Raw genomic sequence first — 20954 nt, 5'->3', positions numbered from 1 at the left:
ACATAGTGGGGCTCCTTCTTACCCATTATGCCCGCCCACACACGGAATTCCTGACAGTCCCGGCTTCGAGCCAGCGACGCTGCTTGACCTGCTGTCGCGGTGTGTCGCCCTGGCCAGCACCGGCTCGAAGGGTGGCATCATGAGCAACATCAGGCGAGCCGCCTGCCGCCTAGACGAACTACTATTCGCCCCCACTGGCAAAGGATGATGGTTCACCTCCCTTGTTTCAGGAGGTTAATTGACGGCTGTGCCCATGATGCTTGGTGACTGAAGGTGTTCAGCCAAGCATCACTCCTGGAAAGGGCAAGATCGTGGCGCCGCTGCGCAGGCTGTCGAGCAGGTTCGACCACCACTGCGCCATCGCTACACGCTCTTTCCAATGGGTACCGCGATGATAGGCCGCACGAACCTTGTCGGTATCGCCATGCGCCAGCGCGCGTTCGATCGCGTCGTAGGACCACTTGCCAGACTCGTTGAGCAGGGTGCTCGCCATGGCGCGGAAGCCATGGGCTGTCATTTCATTAGTGGAATAGCCCAGGCGGCGTAGTGCGGCGTTGAGGGTGTTGTCCGACATTGGTCGTGTCCGCGAGCGCATCGACGGGAACACATAGCCGTTGGATCCAGTGATTGACCGGATTTCCAGCAGAATGGCGATCGATTGAGTCGAGAGCGGGACGTGATGCGGCTTGCGCATCTTCATCTTCTCGGCCGGAATGGTCCACACCGCGGCGTCGAAGTCTATTTCATCCCATCGCGCATGGCGCAGTTCTCCAGGGCGCACGAACACATGCGGTGCCAGTTGCAGCGCCCATTTTGTCATACCTATGCCTTCGTAGCCATCGATGGCCCTGAGCAGGTCGCCGACCTCGCTGGCATCGGTGACCGCCCCGTAATGCGTGACCGTGGGGGTCATCAGCGCCCCGCGCAGGTCACGTGTGGGGTCGGACCGCAGGCGGGCGGTAGCTACGGCATAGCGGAACACCGCGCTAGCCAGTTGCAAGGTTCGCCGCGCGCTTTCAAGCTTGCCCCGCTTCTCGATCTTGCGGATCGCGGCGAGGGCATCGATGGGCTCGATCTCATGGATCGGCATCTTGCCGATGGAATTGTCCAGCAGGCTCAGGAGATATTCGCAGCGGGCAGCGGTCGCCGGTGCCCAGGCCCTGTCACCGTCGCGGCGCCGCTTGCGGCAATATTCGTTGGCGATGCTGGTGAAGGTGTTTTCCGCCAGTGCGCCCGCCCTGAGCTTTTCGCGTTGTCTCTCAAGCGCAGGGTCCTTGCCGTCTGCAATCAGGTCGCGAGCGTCATCGCGCATTTTGCGCGCGTCGCGCAGGCTCACCTGAGGGTAAGCGCCGAAGCTCAGTTTTTTCTCAGATCCGCCGTGACGGAACTTCATTCGCCAGAGTCGCGAGCCAGATGGGGAGATCACTAGAAAGAGGCCCAGCTCATCATAAAGCTTATAGGGCTTATCGCGCGTCTTGGCTCGGCGAATTGCTATATCGGTCAATGACATAGGTCAGGCCTTCCATGGCGGGGCCCCCAGCCATGGGGGCCTCGTGCATTTTTTGGCCCGCTATTTTCGAAAAAGGCCCCACTTTTGCCTGGGCTTCCCTGGCATGAGGCGACATTTCACGAGCCGGATGACCCGAAAAATACCGCAGAATTCAGCGGTTTGTAAAGCTGCCGGGGATGTCCTGAGATCGAGAATTGGAGCGGGTGAAGGGAATCGAACCCTCGTATTCAGCTTGGGAAGCTGCTGCTCTACCATTGAGCTACACCCGCAAAATCAAGCACATAGCTCGACGGTGGCTGGTTGTTTTACAAGACGGTTTACAGACCCGCCTTCCGAAGCCGTCGCGCCATTGCCATGACCATGGCCTTCCCGTCAACATACCTTTTTCGAATTTCGCCAACCTGTGTCTCGCTCCAGCCCATGATGGAGGCCACGTCGCGGTCAGTTAGCGGCTCACCGGGAGCGGTCATCAGTTTGGTTGCAAACGTCCCCCGCAGGTCATGCAGGCGCTTTGCGATCTTCTGTTCCTCGCCGGTTTCCGGGTCGCGACCGACATACCAAATACCTTGCCCGTCATTGGCCTTGGCGCGGGCATCATGGAAGCTGCTGGCCAGCCCTTCGCCCGTCCAGCTTTTGCCCCGTGAATTGACCAGCACCGTATCGACCCCAGCAAGGCGAGGGCGGGTGCGCAATTCCTCCAGCAGCCCATCGAGTTGGGCAAGCCGGGGAATTGTCACTTGGAACCGCTTGCGGCGGGACCGCTTCGCCGCCGTTCGCTCGATGGCGTCCTCGCCAACTTCTTCCCAACGCAAGGCCACCAAATCGGCCCGCCGCAATCCGGTGAGTGCGGCCAGCGCCAAAGCGTCCCGCAACGGTTGCTCCGCAACCTCATTGATCGCTGCCAGATCGGCATCCGTCCAGATCACCGCCGCCCTGTCTGTGCGCTGATACAGCGGGGCGATTTTCACTGCTGGATTGTTGTAGACGATGCCCTCATTTCTCGCCCAATCGAAGAATGTCGAGAGCACCATGACCGCAATGTCCGCACCGCGAGCGTTGGTCTTGCCAATGTCCTTTTGCCACTTCACGATCTTGGAGCGGGCTTTTTCATCAGCCAGAACCGGCATTGGCACTTCGGCCCATTTCGCCTCGATCTGGTTGAGGGCCACACCCCATGTTCTGCGGGTGTTGGCGGTGAGCGACGCCCAATATTTCGTGCGCCGAAAGGCAGCGACCGACGCCGCCACCGTATTGCCGGGCTTCCTGTCTTCGGCTCGTCCTTCAACGGCCTTCGCAATCGCAGCTATGTCGGTGCGCGTGAGCTTAGGACGATCCGGCTGCACGGCGGACCTGATTTGCGGTCCGCCCCGCCACGCATAGATATACCAGCGCGTTGGTTTGCCCCGCTTCGCGCTTCGCACGATATGCAGCCCCTCGATCATAGTTTGTCTGCCCATTGGTCAAACAGGTTGTCGGCGGGTTCCGCACCGGCTGCATAAATTCGGATCGTGCCGTCCTGCGTGACTTCAACCCGGCCTGCGACAAGGCCAGCCTTTGTCACCGCCGAGATGGCGCGGGCGACATCGGATTTGCGGAAAGCCGTTTTGCGGCGTCGCTTCGGCTGCTCCGGGGGCGTTGGAGAGGCTGACGGTGTCGATACCGGCCTTATGCGTGCCTGTGGGGTTCTTACATTTGCCGATCTGATAGGCGTAATCTGCGACATGACCACTTCTCGATTTACAAGCGGTCTCTAACAATACGCACGAATTTCAACTTGGCAACAAGTAATGTAGCTTTGCTGACTTCAATAAAATGCACTTCTCGCCAAAGCTAAACATAACGAGAACGATTGTCTGTGAATGAAAAATTATTCCGAACGACGATTGATGTCATAACTTGCAACTTGTTGCAGCGCGTGATTGTGGTGTCGTGTTCCACAACTGCGTTGCGATGCTGATGAACTTGGCGACGGCTAATGCGCCGCGTTCATTCCTGCTCTTGCTGCCGGGGAGATCAAGCTCGCGGAAGACATCATCGCGCTGCGCCTCCCATATGCCCCACGGCTGATAAGCGTGATCGAGCATGACCAGCATCACGGCGTCAAAATCGCCCGTCCGCTTGATGGAACCCATGCGCTGCCCGCCCAAGGGCTTATTTCGCGGATACATGCGGGCCTTGATCTGGATACGGCGGGCATCCGGGCCGATGGCATCGTAGCCGGGCGTGCGGGCCGGGGCGAGTTGCAGGCCCAATATCTTCGCCGCCTCGTATTCGCCGATCTCCCCGGTGATGCCCAACGGCTTGCCGGTCAGGCGATAATAGGCAATCGCCGCCTCACGGGCAGCATCGAGCAGCGGCGCGATCTCTTCGATTGCAACGGGTTGCAAGATCACAGACCCATGGCGCGCAAACGGGTCAGCAGCAGTTCGGCCTGTCGCAGGTGATCGGCCTGCACTGCCAGCCGGACCTCCCGCAACCGCTCATCAAGCGCTGCCCCGCCTTTGTTGGCATTGCGGCTGGATCGAGCCTTGCCTTCCTCGGTGCGCGGGCCGGTCGATTGTGCCCACGGCTGCCAGCGACGGATCGCCTCGGCTTGTTTGGCGCGCCGCTCCGGTGTCCATCCTGACTTTCGCATGGTCGCCTCGTCCAATAGTTCGTTTCTCTCATACAGGCCCGCCACGGCGAGCGCCAGAGCGGGTCGCTGGCGCGAGGGCGGCGCGGGCGGCACACCGAGGGCCAGAGCTATGCCGACGCGCTCTCGGGGCGCATATAGCTGTTTTGCATGGGGTTGCGAGGCGGAGAGGCAGGGCAGATTGCAAGCAAGGTTCTGTGGGAGCAGGTCAGAACATGGCCTCGATTTGTCGGCTCTGAATTGATGGGGCTGACGGCGGGCAGGATCATCGGCCAGTCATGCCGCTCCCGGCGCACCAGCAATCCGGCGTTGGCGGGGTGGCGCGCTTCGGATAGATCAGCGCAATGCCGCAGCGATTGAGCCTCACGTCCCTTCTGGTTGCCGACTATGACGAGGCTATTGCCTATTTCGTCGGCAAGCTCGGCTTTGACCTGCGCGAGGACACCGCGCTTGGTGATGGGAAACGATGGGTTGTGGTGGCTCCGCAAGGGGCGGGCAGCGAATTGCTGCTGGCGCGAGCGGTCGGGAACCGGCAAAGCCGCGTCATCGGCGACCAGAGTGGCGGGCGGGTGTTCCTGTTCCTTGAGACCGACGATTTCGCCCGCGACCATGCAGCCTATACGCAGCGCGGGGTGCGCTTTGTCGAACAGCCCCGGCATGAGCCTTATGGCACCGTCGCGGTCTTTGAAGACCTGTATGGCAACCGATGGGACTTGGTGCAGCCGATCCGGGGCAACGGGGTGGAAGCATAATCCGGTGCGGGCGGAGGATAGCCCAATTTTCATCGGAAGCCGCTATTATTGACGCGGAGCTATTGCGGACTGTGCCGAGCACATGATATTTCGTCGAAATGCTCTGGTGGGATTGGTCATGGAAACAAAGAGGAGGCACGCTGGCGTGCTTCTTCGCCATTGCAATCATGCCATTCTTGATATTTGGCGGATCGTCGTTCGGTTGGCGAGCGATGATTGGAGGAACCGCGTTTCTCCTAATTCCTCAAATTGTAGGCTGGCTACTTTTTGTGGGATTGAAGACCGGCATAATGCCCGCACGGGGAGCAAAGGTTGAGCGGAATAACTCCCCTGTCGGTTTTTGGACGTTAGCCGCTGCCTACGGTGGACTTCTTGCTATGTATGGCTGGATTTTCGCAATGGTCGCTTCTGATGCGATGTCGGGAAGGTGAGGACGTCTCCCCTAACAATTCCGCCATCAGCCCCGCCGCATTCCTGACCAATAACCGCCGCCCCTTACCGGAACAACCGAAACACGGTTTCCCATACTGTTGCTCGGACGGCTGTCCGCGCCGCCAATTCGCCAAGGCCCATGCGTCCACCATATGCCATGGTCGGTGCCGAGGGTGTCGTGGTTGACCATACCAAGGCTATGACCCAGCCAAAGAACGTCCACCCCAAGAACAGGTTCAGCAGCAGGATTGCCGACCTGTTGTGGCGGCCTCGCTTGTAGGCCACAAAGCTCGGCATAAAATAGATGACTGCCGCCAGCGGGGCCAAAGCAAAAAACGCAAGGGGAGCTTTGTGACCATCCGCTATCTGCGGGATAAGCAGGAGTAGCATGAGCAGCAGCGCCGCGATCCACACGGGCCTCGTGCTCGGACGTGCTGGGGCTGGTCGCGGTCGTTCAATTCCCAACCGCGCCTGCTGTTCCCTTGCAGCGGCGTCGGCAGCGGCTGCACGGCGGATAATGTCTTCGCGCATAAGTGTCCCTTTGCTGGTGTGTCGTGTGGCGGGCGAATGTGTCCGGTTGAGCGTCAGCATACGGGGATAAGGTAAACCAGTCGTCACTTATCAGTGACACGTCACTGATCGTCTGTGGACTGATCGGCGACATTGCCGCCCATGTCCGGGCATGGAAGCGGATGTCTGCAAACGGCTTGGCGGGAACTTGAAGCGGCTGCGCACGGCGGCGGGGCGGTCGCAGGAAGACTTCGCTCATGATGCTGACATCCACCGGACGTATATCAGCGATCTGGAGCGCGGTGCCCGCAATCCGACCATCCGCGTCGTGGACCGGCTGGCCAAGGCCCTTGGCGTCAGCATGGGCGATCTCTTGGATTGAGTGCGGCCCCGCAGTATTAGGGTGGCCGACCGGCACCATCAAACTCACCGTCAACTGCGCATCCGGATGTCCACGCTCGTGGCGCATCGTCCGGATGCCGATTTGCAACGGGTTGCAGCGCCGATTGCGCATGGCAGCGCCGCTCGCCAGCGGTTCATGCCCGAGCGACATCAAGACGATTTGTGCTGTGGTCTTACTCGTCATCGAACGGGCACTTCTCTGGCAAGAGGGGAGCGGGGACAAAGCCGGTGAAGTCGCCTTGCGTTGGTTCTGGCGGCGGCAGAGGATTGGCGGCTTGTTCGGCCTCGCGCTTCATGCGCATGGCGGCGCGAGAACGGGGATGCACCGGGGCATTGCCCGCGTAATCGGCCAGTTTCTGCGCACGCGCCATCTTGAGTTCGGCTGCGGCCTCCCGGATGCGAACGTCAAGCTCGCGCTTGTCCATCTCTTGCCGGAGCACGCCCTTGGCCTTGGCTTCGGAGAGTTGGGCGACGGCCTGCTCCCACGTCGCGCCACGGCCCATAGCCTTCTCGATCTCGGTGCGGTCGGTGTCGGACAGCCAGGCTTCGAGCTTACGCTCGCCCCAGCACTCGGCGAACTGGTGAAGCTGCGCGATGAAAAATCCCCATGCCGGGACAGCAGGCGGCGGGCTTTTCGTCATCCACTTGAACTGCTTCCGCATGATCGCCGTCCAGTTGGTCGCGGCCCAAGCCACGAACGCCGGGAAGGTGATCTGGTTGTGGTGCAGGAACTTCGCGGCGGCTTGCTTGGCCTGCGCCTTTTCGCGGACGCCCCAAACCGGGATGACGTTGTGCGGGAACGCCTCAAGGATCGCATCCCGCCACGCGCCTTCGATGATGACGAGCTTCGTCGCTGGACTTGGGCTGGTCCGACCAGCTTTCTCATCTGCCTGCCGCGCCCGCTCGATGGCTTGCGCATTGGCCGCCTTCTCCCGGATCAAAGTGACCGGATCAGCCAGCGGCTTGCGAGGGCGTGGGGAAGGGGTTTGGGGTTGGGGCCTTTCTTCTTTCCCCGGACAAAATTTTTCTTCCGTTGCCGAGCGTGCCGGGACGGCGCGCTCCTGACTACCGTTTTCGATTACTGTGTCTGATACTGTATATAGGGTCCGTGTGGCGGACTGGCCGGTCCGTATTGCGGACGGGTTAGTTCGCGTGGCGGACCCGCTTTCAGTCCCTTCGGGATACTCAAGAAGTGATGCCGTCCCCGGCTTCCAGTTGATGTTGACACGGAAATGCACATGATCCGGCCTGCTGCGATCCCTGCGGCGGTGAATGACGCCCTTGGCCTCAAGACTGGCGAGCGCATCGAAAATGGCTGTGCGCTTGATTGGTAGCCGCGCATACACTGTATCGCCGGATAACAGGGCGCTGACACGGAAGCGTGCTTCGCGCTTGCCCCAGCCAATGGTGCGGTCTGTGACTGCTATGAGCACGACAAACTCATTGACCGTGAGATGCCCGGACCACTCCCGGATCACGCGCTGATACGCCTCCAGTTTAGCCTGTAGCGGGACGGCTTTTGCCGCTTCGGCGTGCGATACAAAGTCGATTATTTTGCCGGTCATGTTGATCTCCTGCGAGCGCCGCAAGAGCAAGATCGGAAAGTTGCGCCGCACATCAGGTGCGGGACGCACGCGCAAGCCTTGGCAGCCTTCACTGCCGAAGGCTGCTCATGTCCGGATTGGTCGTTGCGGGTTGGTTGGGTCATGTTGCGCTCGAAGTTGTGTGTGCTGCCGACCAGCCCTTCGAGCGCAAAACGCAACTGGGCAGCAGCACACACGCGACGGGGGATCAATCCCGACTGGCGCAATATAGACTATTTCGAGTAATGAGCAAATATAAATAAAACTCTACTTATGGCCTGCATTTTTTGTCAACATGGACTGGATTTTTAGTCAATTTACCGGTGTCGTCGTCGGATATTTATTTCAAGGGGTGAATATGCGGCTGTGGTGCAACATGTTGCCGGGCAACAGCGCGGTGATGGCATCGGGCAGCGGTGCAATCGGCGAATGTTCAATGTCCGCCGCCGCCCAACCATGCCGGGCGCGCAGATGCTCCGCGATGGCGAGGCCATGGCGCGGCGTGATTGCCCACCACTCCCTGCCATTGACCGCGTGGGCACCGACGATCCTGCGCCACGCATCCCACGCGAAATGGCGCTTGTGCAGAGCCATGTGGCAGGCATTGCACAAGCTGGCCGGGCGCAGGGCGTGGTAATAGCTCTCGGAGTGGAAGGCCACGCGCTCACGGCTTCGGCAAATATCACATCGGCTAGGCCGGGCTAGGCAACCCGCCGTTTGCAGCCAGCCAATCAACTGGCCACCGCGCCGCCGTTCCTCGCCCGTGAAGCCGTTATAGGCCCGCAAAAGTGGCCATGGGCTTTCCTGATAGGCCAGCGGCACCCGGAGCGGCTGGCGCAGGCGGTGCGATGGTAGGGCGTCGATATAGGCGTCGATGTCGAGCGAGGCCGTCATCGGGAAGACCTGTCGAGCATCGCAGCCATGGCGGACAGCCTGCCGTCAATCTCCGCCAAGCCAGCACGAAGCTGGCCCACAAGGACACGTTGCATGTCCGAGGCATTATCGCGGCGCTGGCCCTCCACGGCGAGACTGTGGGCATCCTCCAGCCGGGCGGTGACGTCGGCGAAGGCGCGGGGCAGATCGGGCCTCATGCGGCGACCTCCGCGATGATCCGGTGCACCGACGCCCGGCTGATACCCAATTGCGCCGCGATGGCGCTGGGGCCGATGCCGGACGCCCGCAATTCGCGGACCTGCGGCGCGAGGCGGCGCGCTGTTGGTGCGCGGCCCTTGTATTTGCCATCCGCCTTAGCCTTGGCAATGCCTTCGCAGGCGCGGAGACGCGCCAGTTCTCTCTCGAACTGCGCCACCGCGCCGAACATGGTGACGATCAGCTTCCCGGACGGTGACATTGTGTCAACCACCTGTCCGCCGAAGTCCAAAATGCGAAGGGAGACGCCTTTCCGTTCCAGCGTCGCGATGATTGACAGCAAGTCCGCCGTGCTACGCGCCAGCCGATCCAATCTGACGACACATAAGCAATCCCCCTCGCGGACATAATCGAGCGCGGCGGCAAGCTGATCGCGCTGGGCAAGGGAACTTACCCGCTCCGAAAATATCTTCTCCGTGCAACCCGTTGCAGCAAGGTCGCGCAACTGCGCTTCCAAACCTGCTACCTGATCTACGGTGCTGACACGTGCATAGCCGATAAGCACTTGTTTCTCCTTGGTTTTCTCAAGAAGATAATGCACGGCCTAAGCTCTAAGTCACGGAAATAGTGAGACTTTCTTTGTCAAGCGACGCCCGGTATGCCGTGCCGAATGGGCTTGAAGGCGACACACGAACTCCCGCATATTGAGCTATGGAACGCTTCAAACTCGATCCTTACAGCATGCCGACGTTGACCGGGGAGCAGGCGGCGCGGCTCGACGCCATGACCGATGCCGACATCACGGCGGCGGCGAAGGCGGATGCCGACAACCCACCGCTGACGGCGGAAGAGATGGCCCGTATGGAAGCTGCCAGCGTTGTCCGCCGGGTGCGCGCCCGCACCGGGCTAAGTCAGGACCGCTTCGCCAAACGATACCGGATCAACGTGGCGCGCCTGCGCGATCTGGAGCAAGGCCGGACAAAAGCCGATAGCGCGCTGCTCGCCTATCTTGCCGTCATCGACCGGGAGCCGGAGGCCGTCAGCCGGGCGCTGGGCTGATGCACCCCGTTGCACCGGGCATTGTCGCACATGGGCCTATGACCCTGCGCGACAGTGTCTCACTGCGCGCCTGACCATTCCAGTGAGACAGGTTTCAGCCCGGCTGGCACTGTCGCGCATGGGCAGGGGCATATGGGACATATTGTCAGCAGTGTTCCAATAGGTGCACGCCAAGTGCGCGTCTTCGAGCGCTGGGGTTCGCATTGGCAGTATGAGATCGAAAGAATTGATCGAAGCCGTTGAGGCGCTGTTCAACCACCCGATCCAGTTTTGCGAAGGTCGTGGAACAAAGAGCCGCACTGTAGGAACCGCGCCAACCCCTAATCGTGTTATCGACCGCAGCAATGGTTTGCGCATAGCAACGCTCGGTTGGTGCAAGTGGCTTCTGTTCAACGGCGCGCCTAATCGACCTTCGTCCACCGTTTAGCAGTGCGTCAATCCGTCCGATTAGTGCATCGCAGGCGCGTTGTGACGGGCGATACTGACCGGGGATGATCTCGTAGCCGAGAAAAACGTGTGGCTCACCAATCGCCCCGATGAAGGCTTTGTCCGGGTTAGCCACGGGATCATAAATGTCCATCCCGAGCGTAGCCAGATGTGTTTTCGCGCTCTGCATCGCTTTCGACACTTGCGACCTCGTGCTGCCCACAAGAATAAAGTCGTCGATGTATCGGATGCAAGTGATGCCCCGACCCGCAGCGTTCATCTGCTGATCGAAAGCCTCCAGCACAATATTTCCAGCCAAAGCTGACAAAGGGCAGCCCTGCGCCACGCCGTCCGCTCCAGTCGGAAAGAGCTTGCGATCCTCGTCGCTTAGCAAAGCGGCGTTACTCAATTCGACTGTGAGCGCCCTTTCCAGCAGATCAACGAAAGCTTCATCATCGGTGTCACGGCGCACATAGTCTATCACTGCTTTGCGCGGTATTTTCGTGAAGAACCCGGAGATGTCGGAGCCAGCAACGAACTTGGCCCCGTTGCCACAACAGTTGTCGAATAGAGCAATCGCGTTATCGACGCCGCGACCTCGTATGCCGCCGATGGATGTTGGCGTGGCGAGAACTCGTTGAACACCCGGCGCATCCTTAGCATCTTGTAGCACATTCAAGATGGCGCGTTGGACAATCCTGTCTTCCAATGGCGCAACCACGATTGGCCGTTTTCCGGCTTTTCCTCCGCCCTTTGGTGGGGTCGCGCCGTATGCCTGTGCGAACTGGTATCCATTGCGAAGCCTGCGCTGGAGGCGGCTGATGTTCTGTGGAAGGTCTATTCCAAAGTCCTTAGCTGCCTGCTTCGTTGACACAGTCTGCGACGTTTCGGCATTTCGCCGTATCGCGTGCCACGCATCGACGAGCACCCTTGTGGACCGCACCCTCTCGGTAAGCGATCTCGTTCTGCTAGCTGTGGGGCCTGTCGACAAAGTTTTCCCCCGGCTAGTGGAACGTTCCTTCGGGCATCGCACCGGCAACCATGGTGGCCGCTACATCAACCCGCACCGCGAGGCTCATCGCCACGCGCTGGCCCCCGCCTCCGTGGCCTGCACCCATGATGGGCCAAGCCATAATGAGGGACAATGACAACCCGGTGACCGAAAGACGAGAAAGCTCCCGCATCGACACCGCCAAAACTCCGCGACCGCGCATAATGATACCCCCGTTCAGCATAGCAGCTTTTTGGGCGCGTCAAGTGCTTGCGCGGCTCGCCGTCCCGACCGACAATTTAGTTCGGAGACTGATCGACAGGCCGCCAGCGACGGAACACCAGTCTCACACTCACCAGCCGGGGCGTGCGGGCGTCCTTCGGGCATCGCACCGGCAACCATGGTGGCCGCTACATCAACCCGCACCGCGAGGCTCATCGCCACGCGCTGGCCCCCGCCTCCGTGGCCTGCACCCATGATGGGCCAAGCCAGAACGAGGGACAAGTCAGCGAGGCCAAGATAGTTCGTGCGCTCTCAAATAAAAGGCCGCCGCCAAGCACGATGAAAGAAAAGTTGTAGGTGGATGGAGGGCTATCGCAGAAACTCCGCCGCAAGCATCGTCTGATGCCTGTCGAGCCAAGCCTTGCTCGCCTCCCAGCCGGGGGCCAGTGTGCCGACGTAATCCCAAAACTCGCGCCCGTGCGACCGATGCCGCAGGTGGGCCAGTTCGTGCGCCACGACATATTCCAGCACCTTGCGCGGCGCGAAGATCAGGTGCCAGTTCACGAGCACATTGCCTTCCGGTCCGCATGATCCCCAACCGTTCGCAAAGTCGGCAACGCGGATCGAGCGGGGCGCAAGACCATGACGCTTGCCGATGTCGGCGGCGATGTCGAGCACATCGCGCCGGGCGCGCTGCTTGAGCCAGTGCTTCAACTCGCTGGCGACAAGCTGGTCGGGATCGTCGCCGCTCCAATGTGGCAGATCGACGATGAAGCCGTTGCGGTAGGTGACGGCGGCCCGCTCGGCATCGCTGCGGCGGACGGTGAGCGGCATGTTCCGGCCCCGGTAGGGTATCTTGGAGCCGGTGGCGAAGCGGGGCACGGCGTGGCGGCTGGCGGCGATCCGCTCCATGTCGCGCATGGTGTTGAACAGCCACTGCCGCTTGCGGTCGAGGAAGCCCGCGATGTCATCGTCGCCATCGGTGGTGAGCGCCATTACCTCGACATGGCCGGGCGTGACGGTGATGCGCCGTTCCCCCGCTGTGGCGCTGCGGCGAAGCTCGTAAGCGATCTCGGCCCGGCCTATCTGGATCGTGGGCATCAGGCTCCGCCCCCGTAGGCGTTGACGGCGAACTCCTCGACCTTCTCGCGGATGACCTTGGTCTCGCCAATGCCGTGATCGGTCAGGATGCGGCGGACCTGCTGACGCAAGGACCGCAGGTAGGCTTCCATGTGCGCGAAAGCGGGCTGCGTCGCGGCGGCTTCGGTATAGACCGCGCCGATGGCGATGGCGGCGGCCTGTAGCCTGTCGTGCGCGGTGTCCGGCGCGATGGCTTCCATGATGCGCAGGATCGAGAAGGCGTTCTCGTCCATGCCAAGTTCGGCGTGCGCGCCCTGCTCGGCCTGAATGTCGCCGGTCAGACCCTCAAAGTCGGCCAAGCCATCGGCGGCGGCGATCTGTCCTTGCTCAAAGCGCCGGATGATCTCCAGCACCCGTTCGGAGAACCGGCCATACTGCGCCGGGTTCTTGTCCACCAGTTCGCGGGTGACGCGGCGAAGCTCGGCGGACTTGCGCACGAACGCTTCTTGCAACTCGGCCTCGGACTTCTCTTCCGTATCGAAGTCATCGGCGAAGTTGGGGTCGGTGAGGTTGCGCAGCCGGATCGTGGTGGACAGGCCGGTGACGTGGACATGCGCCTCCAGCATGTCCCTGATCTTGCCGCTGTAGCTGCGGTGGTCGAGGCTTTCGTCCTTGGCGATGGCCTGCGTGGCGAGGCGCAGGAACGCCGCCGCCCACTTCACCTCGGCGGTAAAGTCCAGGATGGCGGGATCGGGCGACAGGTCGGCATAGACCTTGATAAAGGTCCGGGTCAGGCGCTGGAGATCGAACCATTCATCTTCGCGCCCGTCTGCGGCTATGGCAGCGGCAGCATAGGCAGCGGCCTTCTCGTCCATGCCCTCCAGCCCCATGGCGCGCTTCTGCGTCCGGTAGCGGGCGTGCGCTTCCTTGAGGTCGTTGCGCAGGATAGCGATGTCGCGCAGCGCGTTTTCAACGTCATCGGCGCGATAGGACTTGAGCGCCTCATCGAGGTGGTTGGTGACGCCGATGTAATCGACGATCCGGCCATTGGGCTTGGCGATCTCCCCGCCATCGGGCAGCTTGATCGAACATGTCCGGTTGGTCCGGGCGATGGCTTGGAGCAGGTTATGCTCCTTCAACGGCTTGTCGAGATACATGACGTGCTCGATGGGCGCGTCGAACCCGGTCAGCAACTTGTCGCAGACGATCAGGAAGCTGGGCTCCTGCCCGTATGCCTTGAACCGCTTCTTGGCGTCCTTCTCGCCCTCGGCGTCCAGATAGAACGCCTCCAGCCCATCACGGAGCGCCTGCACCTCGGGGTTCTCGCTGGGCTTGTTGTCCTCTTGGCTCTTGGAATAGACGCAGGCGATCATGGCGTCGGCCCTTGTGGCAGCCGTTTCAGCATCCTCGCCACCGCGCACCAGATCGGCGGCGATCACCCCGGCGAGCGCGGCGCGGTAGAGGATCACCGCCTCGCGATCCACCACCACGATCTGCGCCTTGAAGCCGTCCGGCTGGCACACCGCCTTGAAGTGCTCCCAGATGTCGAGCGCGATCAGCCGGATACGTTCGGGGTGCTTGGCGATGGTCGCCAGTGTCAGGCCCTTGCGTTTCAGTTCCTCGCGCTTGTCATCGGGCAGATCGACAAACCAGCGGTCGAACAGGATGTCGATCTCGGCCTCGTTGATCGACCAGTCCGCCTTGCGGCCTTCATAGAGGATCGGCACCGTAGCCCCGTCGCGCACTGCGTCGTCGATGCCGTATTTGTCGAGGTAGCCTTCCCCGGCGATGCTGAACCGGGCGTAGGTGTCCTTGTCGGTGGATTTGATCGGTGTGCCGGTGAAGCCGTAGAAGTGGGCATCGGGCAGCGTCGCTTGCAGGAACGCGCCCAAGTCCTTTTCCTGCGTGCGGTGGCACTCATCCACCAGCACGATCCAGTTGGCCGAGTTGGGGATGGCCTCCTTCGATCCGGCGAACTTGAAGATGGTGGACAGCAATATTTGCCCGTTGCCACCCCGGTTCACCGCCTCGCGTAGCGCCGCCACCGACCCGCATTGCGTGGGGTTGGGCAATCCGCAGGCGACGAACGTCTTGCTGATCTGATCGTCGAGGTCGATCCGGTCGGTCAGCACAAGGATGTTGGGGTTGGCGAGGCTGGGCGCGTCCAGCGTCAGGTGCGTTTTCAGTTTGAGCGCGAGGAACACCATGGTCAGGCTCTTGCCCGACCCTTGCGTGTGCCAGATCAGCCCCTTGCGGTGCTCGCCCGCTGCAACCCGTTGCACCGCCTTGTTGACGGCGCGGAACTGCTGATAGCGGCAGACCTTCTTGATCTTGCGGCCCGTTTCCGGGTCCACCTCGAACACGATGAAGTGCGCCAGCAGGTCGAGCAGGCGGCTGGGTTCGCACAGGCACCACAGGTCTTTAGCGGGCGGGTCCGGGAAGTCCGCAAGTGTCCGGGGCCATGCGTCGGGCCACGGGGCATAGAACTGCGCCGGGCTGCCGGTCGCGCCATAGAGCGTTGCCATGCCATCGGTGACGATGTTGAAGGCGTTGGGCGCGAACAGGCGCGGGATGTCGCGCTCATATTGCTTGATCTGCTCGAAGGCTTCCTCAGCCCGCGCCGTGGCTTTCAGCGGCGACTTCGCCTCGATCACCACCAGCGGGATACCGTTCACGAACAGCACCACGTCGGGGATGCGTGGGCGCTGGGCGGCGACGCGGAACTGGCGGGTGACGTGGAATTGGTTGCGGGCGGGGTTCTTGAAGTCGATCAGCGTGATCGGGCTATCGCGGTTCTCGCCGGTCAGGCGGCGGGAATAGCCGCCGCGCAGCTTACGCTGCCAATCCTCGTTGTCGGACAGGGTGGCAAGGTCGGCATAGATCGCCTCGGCGTCCGCCTCGCCAATGCCGTTGAGGTCGCGCAGCGCCGCGATCATCACCGGCTTGAGGATAACCCGGTTCTCTTCCACCCGCATCGCCAAGGCGGCGGCTGGCGACAGCGCCAGCCAGCCCATCGCCACCAGCGCATCGAGCGCGGGCTTTTCAGCAAGGCGATACTCGCTCATACAGGCACCCGGACGCGACCGGAGAGAAGGTCGGACATGAGGGCTGTCTTTACGCTCCTTGTAGCCTCAAACGCGCTTGAGGCGGCACGCACCTGATCTTCAATCGCGTCAAGGGCGTCCGCGATCTCTCGCTGCCTCTCAAGATCAGGGGCGATGATGTCGACACAACTCAACGACTGCCGCGTGATTTGTGGCTGTGCCGATCCAGAAATGCTTCGATCCACACCCCAAGTCGAAACGTAGTGGAATAGGAAACGCTCATCCAAGCGCTTGCGATCAAGTTGGTCAAGCGCCATGGCATTGCCAGTCACGTATGACTTCGCGGGAACCCAGTTCACCGTGCCGCACGTCGCCCCCCTACAGGTGATTGCTATTACGGGTTGAGCGTGCGTGTAAGAGTGGCAATAGCCGATCTGACCATTGGCACCATAGACTGGATAGCCACTTTCCGTCAGTTCGGCTTTGCCAATGATAGGATGTTGTTTCGGCCTGCATATATCCAGCAGTGCAAATCGTTGTTCACCCTCCGCTGGCTCCTCGTCAGCAGAGCGCAAAACTTCTCGGCCCACATTGGAAAGCAAGGCTCTGGCGCTTGCGACTACGGCAGCACTAGCCGCAATCGCCTCATCCACCGACCGCAGCACCTCGGCGATCCGCCGTTGCTCGTCGAGCGGGGGGAGGCTGATGGGGTATGCCTCCACGTCGCTCGCCGACACTGCCGGATAGTTCGACCCTGTCATGCGGGGCGTCAGGTGGTCGATGAAGCTGGCGTGTAGAACGTGCTGGTAGAGGAACTGCTGATCTGCCTCGCCGGTAGCACGGATAACTGCGAACCCGGTCGATGCGACTAGCGGCAACGGTGCGGATGGCACTTGTGCGAACGAACGCAGGTAGGGCCGAACGGTCGAAACAAGAATGTCGCCAGCCTGCACCCGTCGCCGCGCCCGGCTTGGAGCCTCGCCGAATGTCTGTTCCGTCCAACCGGCGCACTGGCCGGGGCCGTCGATTTGCGAGATGTCGATGTAGCCAAAAGCGAAGTCAGGCGCGGTCGATGCGCGAAGCGTGTCCGGGTTCACCTCGGCGACATCTGATAGCACGACTTCGTGCCAGCCACTCGGCAAGCCCGTCACGGCCCGCTCCAGTTCCGCCACCGCGCTCACTTGCCCTTACCCTTCGGCTTGGCCTTGGGCCGGGCTGCGCCGATCTGTTTGGCCTTCTTCGTCGCCTCCACAAACGCGCCTTCCACCGCGCTGGGCGCATCAAGCTGGCGGGCGTGCCATTGGTCATATTGCGCCAGCGCCTTGGCCTTGGCGACCTCGGCAGAGATATGGCCCGCATGGGTCAGCACATCGCGGTCGCCCAGCCGCAGAAAGTCATCCAGCTTGGCGATCCAGTCGCGCATGGTCATGGGCTTGCGCGCCATCGCCTGCAACTCGGCAAACTCCAGATAGGCGGTGACGATGCGGTTCAGCGCCTCGATCTCTTCCTCGTTCAGATAGTTCTTGGCGGTGGCCACGTCGCTTTTGCGCACCGCCCCACCCTTGGACTGGTTGGCCCATGAGGTCAGGCCCATATTGTCCTTGGCGGCATCGGCGCGGGCATCAATGATCTCGGCAGCGGTGTGGCCATGCGCCGCCCAATGCATCTTGTTCTGCACGGTCTGGAAGAACAACTGGCTGGCCTCGGCGCTGCCGTCATAGTCCACGGCTGTGGCGTAGATGTCCAAGACCTTCTTGTAGAACAGCTTTTCCGACGAACGGATGTCGCGGATGCGGGCGAGCAGTTCCTCGAAATAGTCAGCCTCGGGGTCTTTCAGCTTCGCATCGTCCATGGCGAAGCCCTTGACCAGATACTCGGCCAGCGTGGTGGACGCCCAGCGCCGGAACTGTGCACCGCGTGGCGAGCGGACCCGGAAGCCCACGGCAAGGATCATGGGCAGGGCGTAGTGCGCGATCTGGCGCGAGACCTCGCGATTGCCCTCGGACCGAACTTGTAAGAACGGCTTACAAGTTGCCGCCTCGTCCCATTCCCCTTCGGCGTAAATGGCGCGAATGTGCTGGGTGACGGCTTGCGGCGTCACCTCGAACAGTTCGGCAATCTGCGCCTGCGTAAGCCATGCCGAGCCATCGCTGGCCTTCAACTGGATCGCGGCCTTGCCATCCTCGGTGGTATAAAGAACGATCTCACCCGACATAGCCGAGCCTCCGCAGGTGGCCGAACATCACGGCCTCGGCCTCGTTGCGCTTGGCGATCAGGTCTTGCAGCTTGGCGACTTCTGCCGCGACATCGACCGCCTCGGCATCCGCGCCGGTCTGGACATAGCGGCTGATGTTGAGGTTGTGGCCGTTGGCGGCGATCTCGTCCACCGGCACCACGCGGGCCAGTTTCTCAATGTCGGCAAAGCCGTGGACGGCATCGGCCAGCGTGCGGATATGATCGTCGGTCAGGAAGTTCTGTGCCTTGCCGGGCGTGTAGGTGGCATCGCCGTTGACGATCAGCACCTTCCCGCGCCGGTCGGCGGGCTTCTTCTTGTGGCAGATCAGCAGGGCGGCAGGGATGCCCGCTCCGTAGAAGAGGTTCGGGGCCAGCCCCACCACCGCCTCGATCACATCTGCGGCTAGCATGGCCTCCCTAATGCGCCCCTCGGCCCCGCCACGGAACAACACGCCATGCGGCACCACCACCGCCAGCACGCCGCCATCCTTGAGGCTGGCGAGCATATGCTGGACAAAGGCAAGATCACCATAGCCCTTGGGCGGGCAGCCATATTCGTCGCGTCCGAACGGATCGCCGTTCTGCCAGACCTCGAAGCCCCAAACCTTTTCGGAAAACGGCGGGTTGGCCAGCACCCGGTCATACGCGCCCACGCCCTCGACGAACTCGCGGGCCTTGGGGTCATACCGCTTTGGTGACAGGATCGTATCGCCCTTGGCGATGAAGGCGTCGTCCACGTCATGCAGGAACAGGTTGATCTGTGCGATGCCCCACGTGGCGAAGTTTTTCTCCTGCCCGTAGAGCGACAGGCTGCGGGCGTTCTCGCCCTTGTCCTTCACATACTGCACCGCCTCCAGCAACATGCCTGCCGAACCGCAGGTGGGATCATAGATCGACATGCCGGGGCGCGGGTCGATAATCTCCACCATGAGCCGGACAATGGAGCGGGGCGTGTAGAACTCGCCGCCCTTCTTGCCCGCGCCTTCCGCGAACATCTTGATGAGGTAGAGGTAGGCGTCGCCGAGCATGTCGGCGGGCACGTCGGCGTTGCGCAGCCGATGCTTCTCGAAGTGGGCGAGCAACTTCTCCAGCAAAGCATCGGAAAACCGATCCTGATTGGCGAAATCCACGTCGCCGAACACGCCGCGCAACCGTAGGTTGGCATCTTCAATGGCTGCCAGCGCGTTGTTGAGCCGCTGGCCGATCAGGGTGGATTGCTGGCGGACGGCCTCCCAGCGGTGTTCGGGAGGGATGTGAAAGCGGTGCTCGTCGGGATCGGCGGCTTCCTCGCGGTCGCCCGTCTCGGCCAGCAGTTTCTGGTATTCCTCTTCCCACACGTCGCACAGGCGTTTGTAGAACAGCAGGCCGAATATGTATTGCTTGTAATCCCCGGCATCGACGGTGCCGCGCAGAATATCCGCTGCCCCCCAAAGATGCCGTTCAAGTTCTTGCTGTGTCAGCTTTGCCATCATCACCCCAAATGCGCCGCCCGTGCCCGCGCACGAGGCGAGTTGTCGGGGCCGGGCCAACGCCTGTCTATGTCGGAAGGCGACCGGGATCAACTTTTGTTGGCACGGTGCAACGGGTTGCAACGGCAGTGGGTCACCCTGACGGCAAATGTCAGGGTGACCAAGTTGTTATGCCGTAGTTCGGGTTGAAGCGTGGCGAGCCATATCCATAAATTCGGCCCATGCTTGCGGCGTGGTGCGGCTATAAGATGCTGACATCCACTGCGCCGTTTCGGTAGCACCCCGCCCTTCGAATATGCGATCCACCAGTCGTTTCCAGCCAACCAGCGACGGTCCAACTATGGTCCGCGCCCGAGGTCGTTTTCGCAGTTGGTATCCGACGTGCTCAAATCCGTCTATTACGCTGGTCACGCAACTGCGCATCTCAAACGGCCCCGCTCGGTGCCCGGAAAGATACCGAGCAAGGGCTTCCTGTGCCCGCAGGGCGAGCGACATTGACGGTGCAATCAAGACGATGTTGTCACAGTAAACGAAGGTTTGAATGCCTTCTCCTACGTGATCAGCCAAATCATCCATCAACACCGAGAAGATCGCATTTGACACGGGGGAACCCTCCATAAGACCGGACGGGGACCTTTCGAGATCGTCATGATGACCATTACAAGTAGCCCTGTGTATGTCGTGGGCATACTCGCTTCGCTCCCTACGCATGAACCGATGTGTCCTGTAGTCAATTGCCCTGCGGATCAACTGTTCAGGCAGCAGGTGTTGAAGATCGTAAACAGCGTCGATGTTGACGCTGGCGAAGGCGCTGACCACGTCCGCGGAGACCACGGCCTGCCGGGATGAAGCCAGCATCGCATTGATACCGTCGATCTGCCGGTCACGACCACGCCCCTTCCAATCCCCGATATGGGGCCGGGGTTGATGTTGGGCCACAATGAGATCGCGGGCCATTTCGTGCCACATCGCCTCAACCATTGTGAACTGGCAGATTTTGCGGAAGCCTTCGGTGGTCCGAGGCTTGTTGAAGAACGTCACGGTCTGTGGGTCGAACATCTGATACCGATGCGGCCAGCGGGGCATCCGCTCTGCCTGCGCCAGCCTTTGCTGCGCTTCTTCCAGACCGAACCGATCCCGCCATATGTCATAGAAGATCGCTGCCTGCACTGCATGAGACAGCAGATACCGTTCCTTCTCACGTTCTAGTTGTGCGGCGGCAATTTCACTTCGGTCGGCCATAGCGGCATGCCGGGCGATGGTGGCAAGGAGACGACGGCGATAACGCCGATAGGTTGCAATGGCCATCAGTGCCTCCCTGCAACGGTTGCACCACGACCAGCATCGCTTTCTTGGGCCACCAACCAGCGTTCGACCGCCTCGCGGCGGTAAACCACTGCTCGCCCGACCTTGATCGCAGGTGGGCCTTTCCGAAGTCGCCGCCAGCGGTGCAACGTGCGGCGAGAAATGCCGAGAAGGCTGCAAACCTCTTGGCTTGTCATCGGCTGTTCGATTTGT

21 protein-coding genes and 1 tRNA gene are annotated in these 20954 nt (G+C 61.4%); 4 read left to right on the top strand and 18 right to left on the bottom strand.

The features are described 5' to 3' along the window. Positions 1-277 precede the first annotated feature (277 nt). The 5 genes from IE191_RS18880 to IE191_RS18860 all read right to left on the bottom strand — a co-directional run bounded on the left by IE191_RS18880 (position 278) and on the right by IE191_RS18860 (position 4190). Entirely contained in the window at positions 278-1510 is a 1233-nt protein-coding gene (locus tag IE191_RS18880; RefSeq protein ID WP_191325924.1) for a tyrosine-type recombinase/integrase, read from the bottom strand. Between the two features lie 195 nt (positions 1511-1705). Beyond that, positions 1706-1779: transfer RNA gene (locus tag IE191_RS18875), tRNA-Gly, on the bottom strand. Positions 1780-1827: 48 nt separating this feature from the next. Further along, a complete protein-coding gene (locus IE191_RS18870) occupies positions 1828-2952 on the bottom strand; it encodes a site-specific integrase (RefSeq protein ID WP_191325923.1) in 1125 nt (374 codons plus the stop codon). Positions 2953-3399: 447 nt separating this feature from the next. Further along, on the bottom strand, positions 3400-3903 hold the full coding sequence (locus IE191_RS18865; RefSeq protein WP_229815654.1) for a DUF6998 domain-containing protein: 504 nt from the start codon (positions 3901-3903) through the stop codon (positions 3400-3402). Beyond that, a complete protein-coding gene (locus IE191_RS18860; RefSeq protein WP_229815653.1) occupies positions 3900-4190 on the bottom strand; it encodes a hypothetical protein in 291 nt (96 codons plus the stop codon). Before IE191_RS18860 ends, IE191_RS18865 begins: the two co-directional genes overlap by 4 nt. Positions 4191-4498: 308 nt before the next feature. Here IE191_RS18860 and IE191_RS18855 point away from each other — a divergent pair, with 308 nt between their 5' ends. Both IE191_RS18855 and IE191_RS18850 read left to right on the top strand, forming a co-directional pair. Next, a complete protein-coding gene (locus tag IE191_RS18855; protein WP_229815652.1) occupies positions 4499-4894 on the top strand; it encodes a VOC family protein in 396 nt (131 codons plus the stop codon). A gap of 98 nt (positions 4895-4992) precedes the next feature. Further along, a complete protein-coding gene (locus IE191_RS18850) occupies positions 4993-5325 on the top strand; it encodes a hypothetical protein (protein WP_191325921.1) in 333 nt (110 codons plus the stop codon). Between the two features lie 64 nt (positions 5326-5389). Here IE191_RS18850 and IE191_RS18845 read toward each other — a convergent pair whose 3' ends face one another. Continuing rightward, positions 5390-5857 (bottom strand): superinfection immunity protein, encoded by a 468-nt coding sequence (locus IE191_RS18845; protein ID WP_229815651.1) that lies wholly within the window; start codon positions 5855-5857, stop codon positions 5390-5392. Positions 5858-6008: 151 nt separating this feature from the next. Between IE191_RS18845 and IE191_RS18840 the strand changes: the two genes are divergently transcribed. After that, entirely contained in the window at positions 6009-6218 is a 210-nt protein-coding gene (locus tag IE191_RS18840) for a helix-turn-helix domain-containing protein (RefSeq protein WP_191325920.1), read from the top strand. A gap of 193 nt (positions 6219-6411) precedes the next feature. On the opposite strand, the gene IE191_RS18835 is transcribed toward IE191_RS18840, so the two are convergent. From IE191_RS18835 to IE191_RS18820, 4 genes are all read right to left on the bottom strand, one after another. After that, a complete protein-coding gene (locus IE191_RS18835) occupies positions 6412-7878 on the bottom strand; it encodes a hypothetical protein (RefSeq protein ID WP_191325919.1) in 1467 nt (488 codons plus the stop codon). Positions 7879-8166: 288 nt separating this feature from the next. Further along, positions 8167-8715, bottom strand: a complete 549-nt coding sequence (locus IE191_RS18830) for a hypothetical protein (RefSeq protein WP_191325918.1) — start codon at positions 8713-8715, stop codon at positions 8167-8169. After that, positions 8712-8912 (bottom strand): hypothetical protein, encoded by a 201-nt coding sequence (locus IE191_RS18825; RefSeq protein WP_191325917.1) that lies wholly within the window; start codon positions 8910-8912, stop codon positions 8712-8714. Before IE191_RS18825 ends, IE191_RS18830 begins: the two co-directional genes overlap by 4 nt. After that, positions 8909-9511, bottom strand: coding sequence for a recombinase family protein (locus tag IE191_RS18820; RefSeq protein ID WP_229815650.1), 603 nt, complete (start codon positions 9509-9511; stop codon positions 8909-8911). Before IE191_RS18820 ends, IE191_RS18825 begins: the two co-directional genes overlap by 4 nt. A 110-nt stretch (positions 9512-9621) precedes the next feature. Here IE191_RS18820 and IE191_RS18815 point away from each other — a divergent pair, with 110 nt between their 5' ends. Next, positions 9622-9969: a helix-turn-helix domain-containing protein gene (locus IE191_RS18815; RefSeq protein ID WP_229815648.1), complete on the top strand. Its 348-nt coding sequence runs from the start codon at positions 9622-9624 to the stop codon at positions 9967-9969. A gap of 145 nt (positions 9970-10114) precedes the next feature. On the opposite strand, the gene IE191_RS18810 is transcribed toward IE191_RS18815, so the two are convergent. The 8 genes from IE191_RS18810 to IE191_RS21395 all read right to left on the bottom strand — a co-directional run bounded on the left by IE191_RS18810 (position 10115) and on the right by IE191_RS21395 (position 20938). Next, a complete protein-coding gene (locus IE191_RS18810) occupies positions 10115-11323 on the bottom strand; it encodes a reverse transcriptase domain-containing protein (RefSeq protein ID WP_191325916.1) in 1209 nt (402 codons plus the stop codon). Positions 11324-11977: 654 nt separating this feature from the next. Next, entirely contained in the window at positions 11978-12709 is a 732-nt protein-coding gene (locus IE191_RS18805) for a M48 family metallopeptidase (RefSeq protein WP_191325915.1), read from the bottom strand. Next, positions 12709-15753: a type I restriction endonuclease subunit R gene (locus IE191_RS18800; RefSeq protein ID WP_191325914.1), complete on the bottom strand. Its 3045-nt coding sequence runs from the start codon at positions 15751-15753 to the stop codon at positions 12709-12711. The genes IE191_RS18805 and IE191_RS18800 overlap by 1 nt, the downstream gene beginning before the upstream one ends. Then, complete coding sequence (locus tag IE191_RS18795; RefSeq protein ID WP_191325913.1) at positions 15750-16913, bottom strand: restriction endonuclease subunit S; 1164 nt, start codon at positions 16911-16913, stop codon at positions 15750-15752. Before IE191_RS18795 ends, IE191_RS18800 begins: the two co-directional genes overlap by 4 nt. Continuing rightward, on the bottom strand, positions 16910-17947 hold the full coding sequence (locus IE191_RS18790; RefSeq protein ID WP_191325912.1) for a virulence RhuM family protein: 1038 nt from the start codon (positions 17945-17947) through the stop codon (positions 16910-16912). The genes IE191_RS18795 and IE191_RS18790 overlap by 4 nt, the downstream gene beginning before the upstream one ends. Beyond that, a complete protein-coding gene (locus IE191_RS18785) occupies positions 17937-19529 on the bottom strand; it encodes a type I restriction-modification system subunit M (RefSeq protein ID WP_229815647.1) in 1593 nt (530 codons plus the stop codon). Before IE191_RS18785 ends, IE191_RS18790 begins: the two co-directional genes overlap by 11 nt. A gap of 75 nt (positions 19530-19604) precedes the next feature. Further along, complete coding sequence (locus tag IE191_RS18780) at positions 19605-20744, bottom strand: RNA-dependent RNA polymerase family protein (RefSeq protein ID WP_191325910.1); 1140 nt, start codon at positions 20742-20744, stop codon at positions 19605-19607. Next, on the bottom strand, positions 20744-20938 hold the full coding sequence (locus IE191_RS21395; protein WP_191325930.1) for a helix-turn-helix transcriptional regulator: 195 nt from the start codon (positions 20936-20938) through the stop codon (positions 20744-20746). The genes IE191_RS18780 and IE191_RS21395 overlap by 1 nt, the downstream gene beginning before the upstream one ends. Between the last annotated feature and the right edge of the window lie 16 nt (positions 20939-20954).

The organism is Novosphingobium pokkalii (genome assembly GCF_014652855.1).
GTDB classification, from domain to species: domain Bacteria; phylum Pseudomonadota; class Alphaproteobacteria; order Sphingomonadales; family Sphingomonadaceae; genus Novosphingobium; species Novosphingobium pokkalii.
This window is presented reverse-complemented; position numbering and strand designations above follow the sequence as displayed.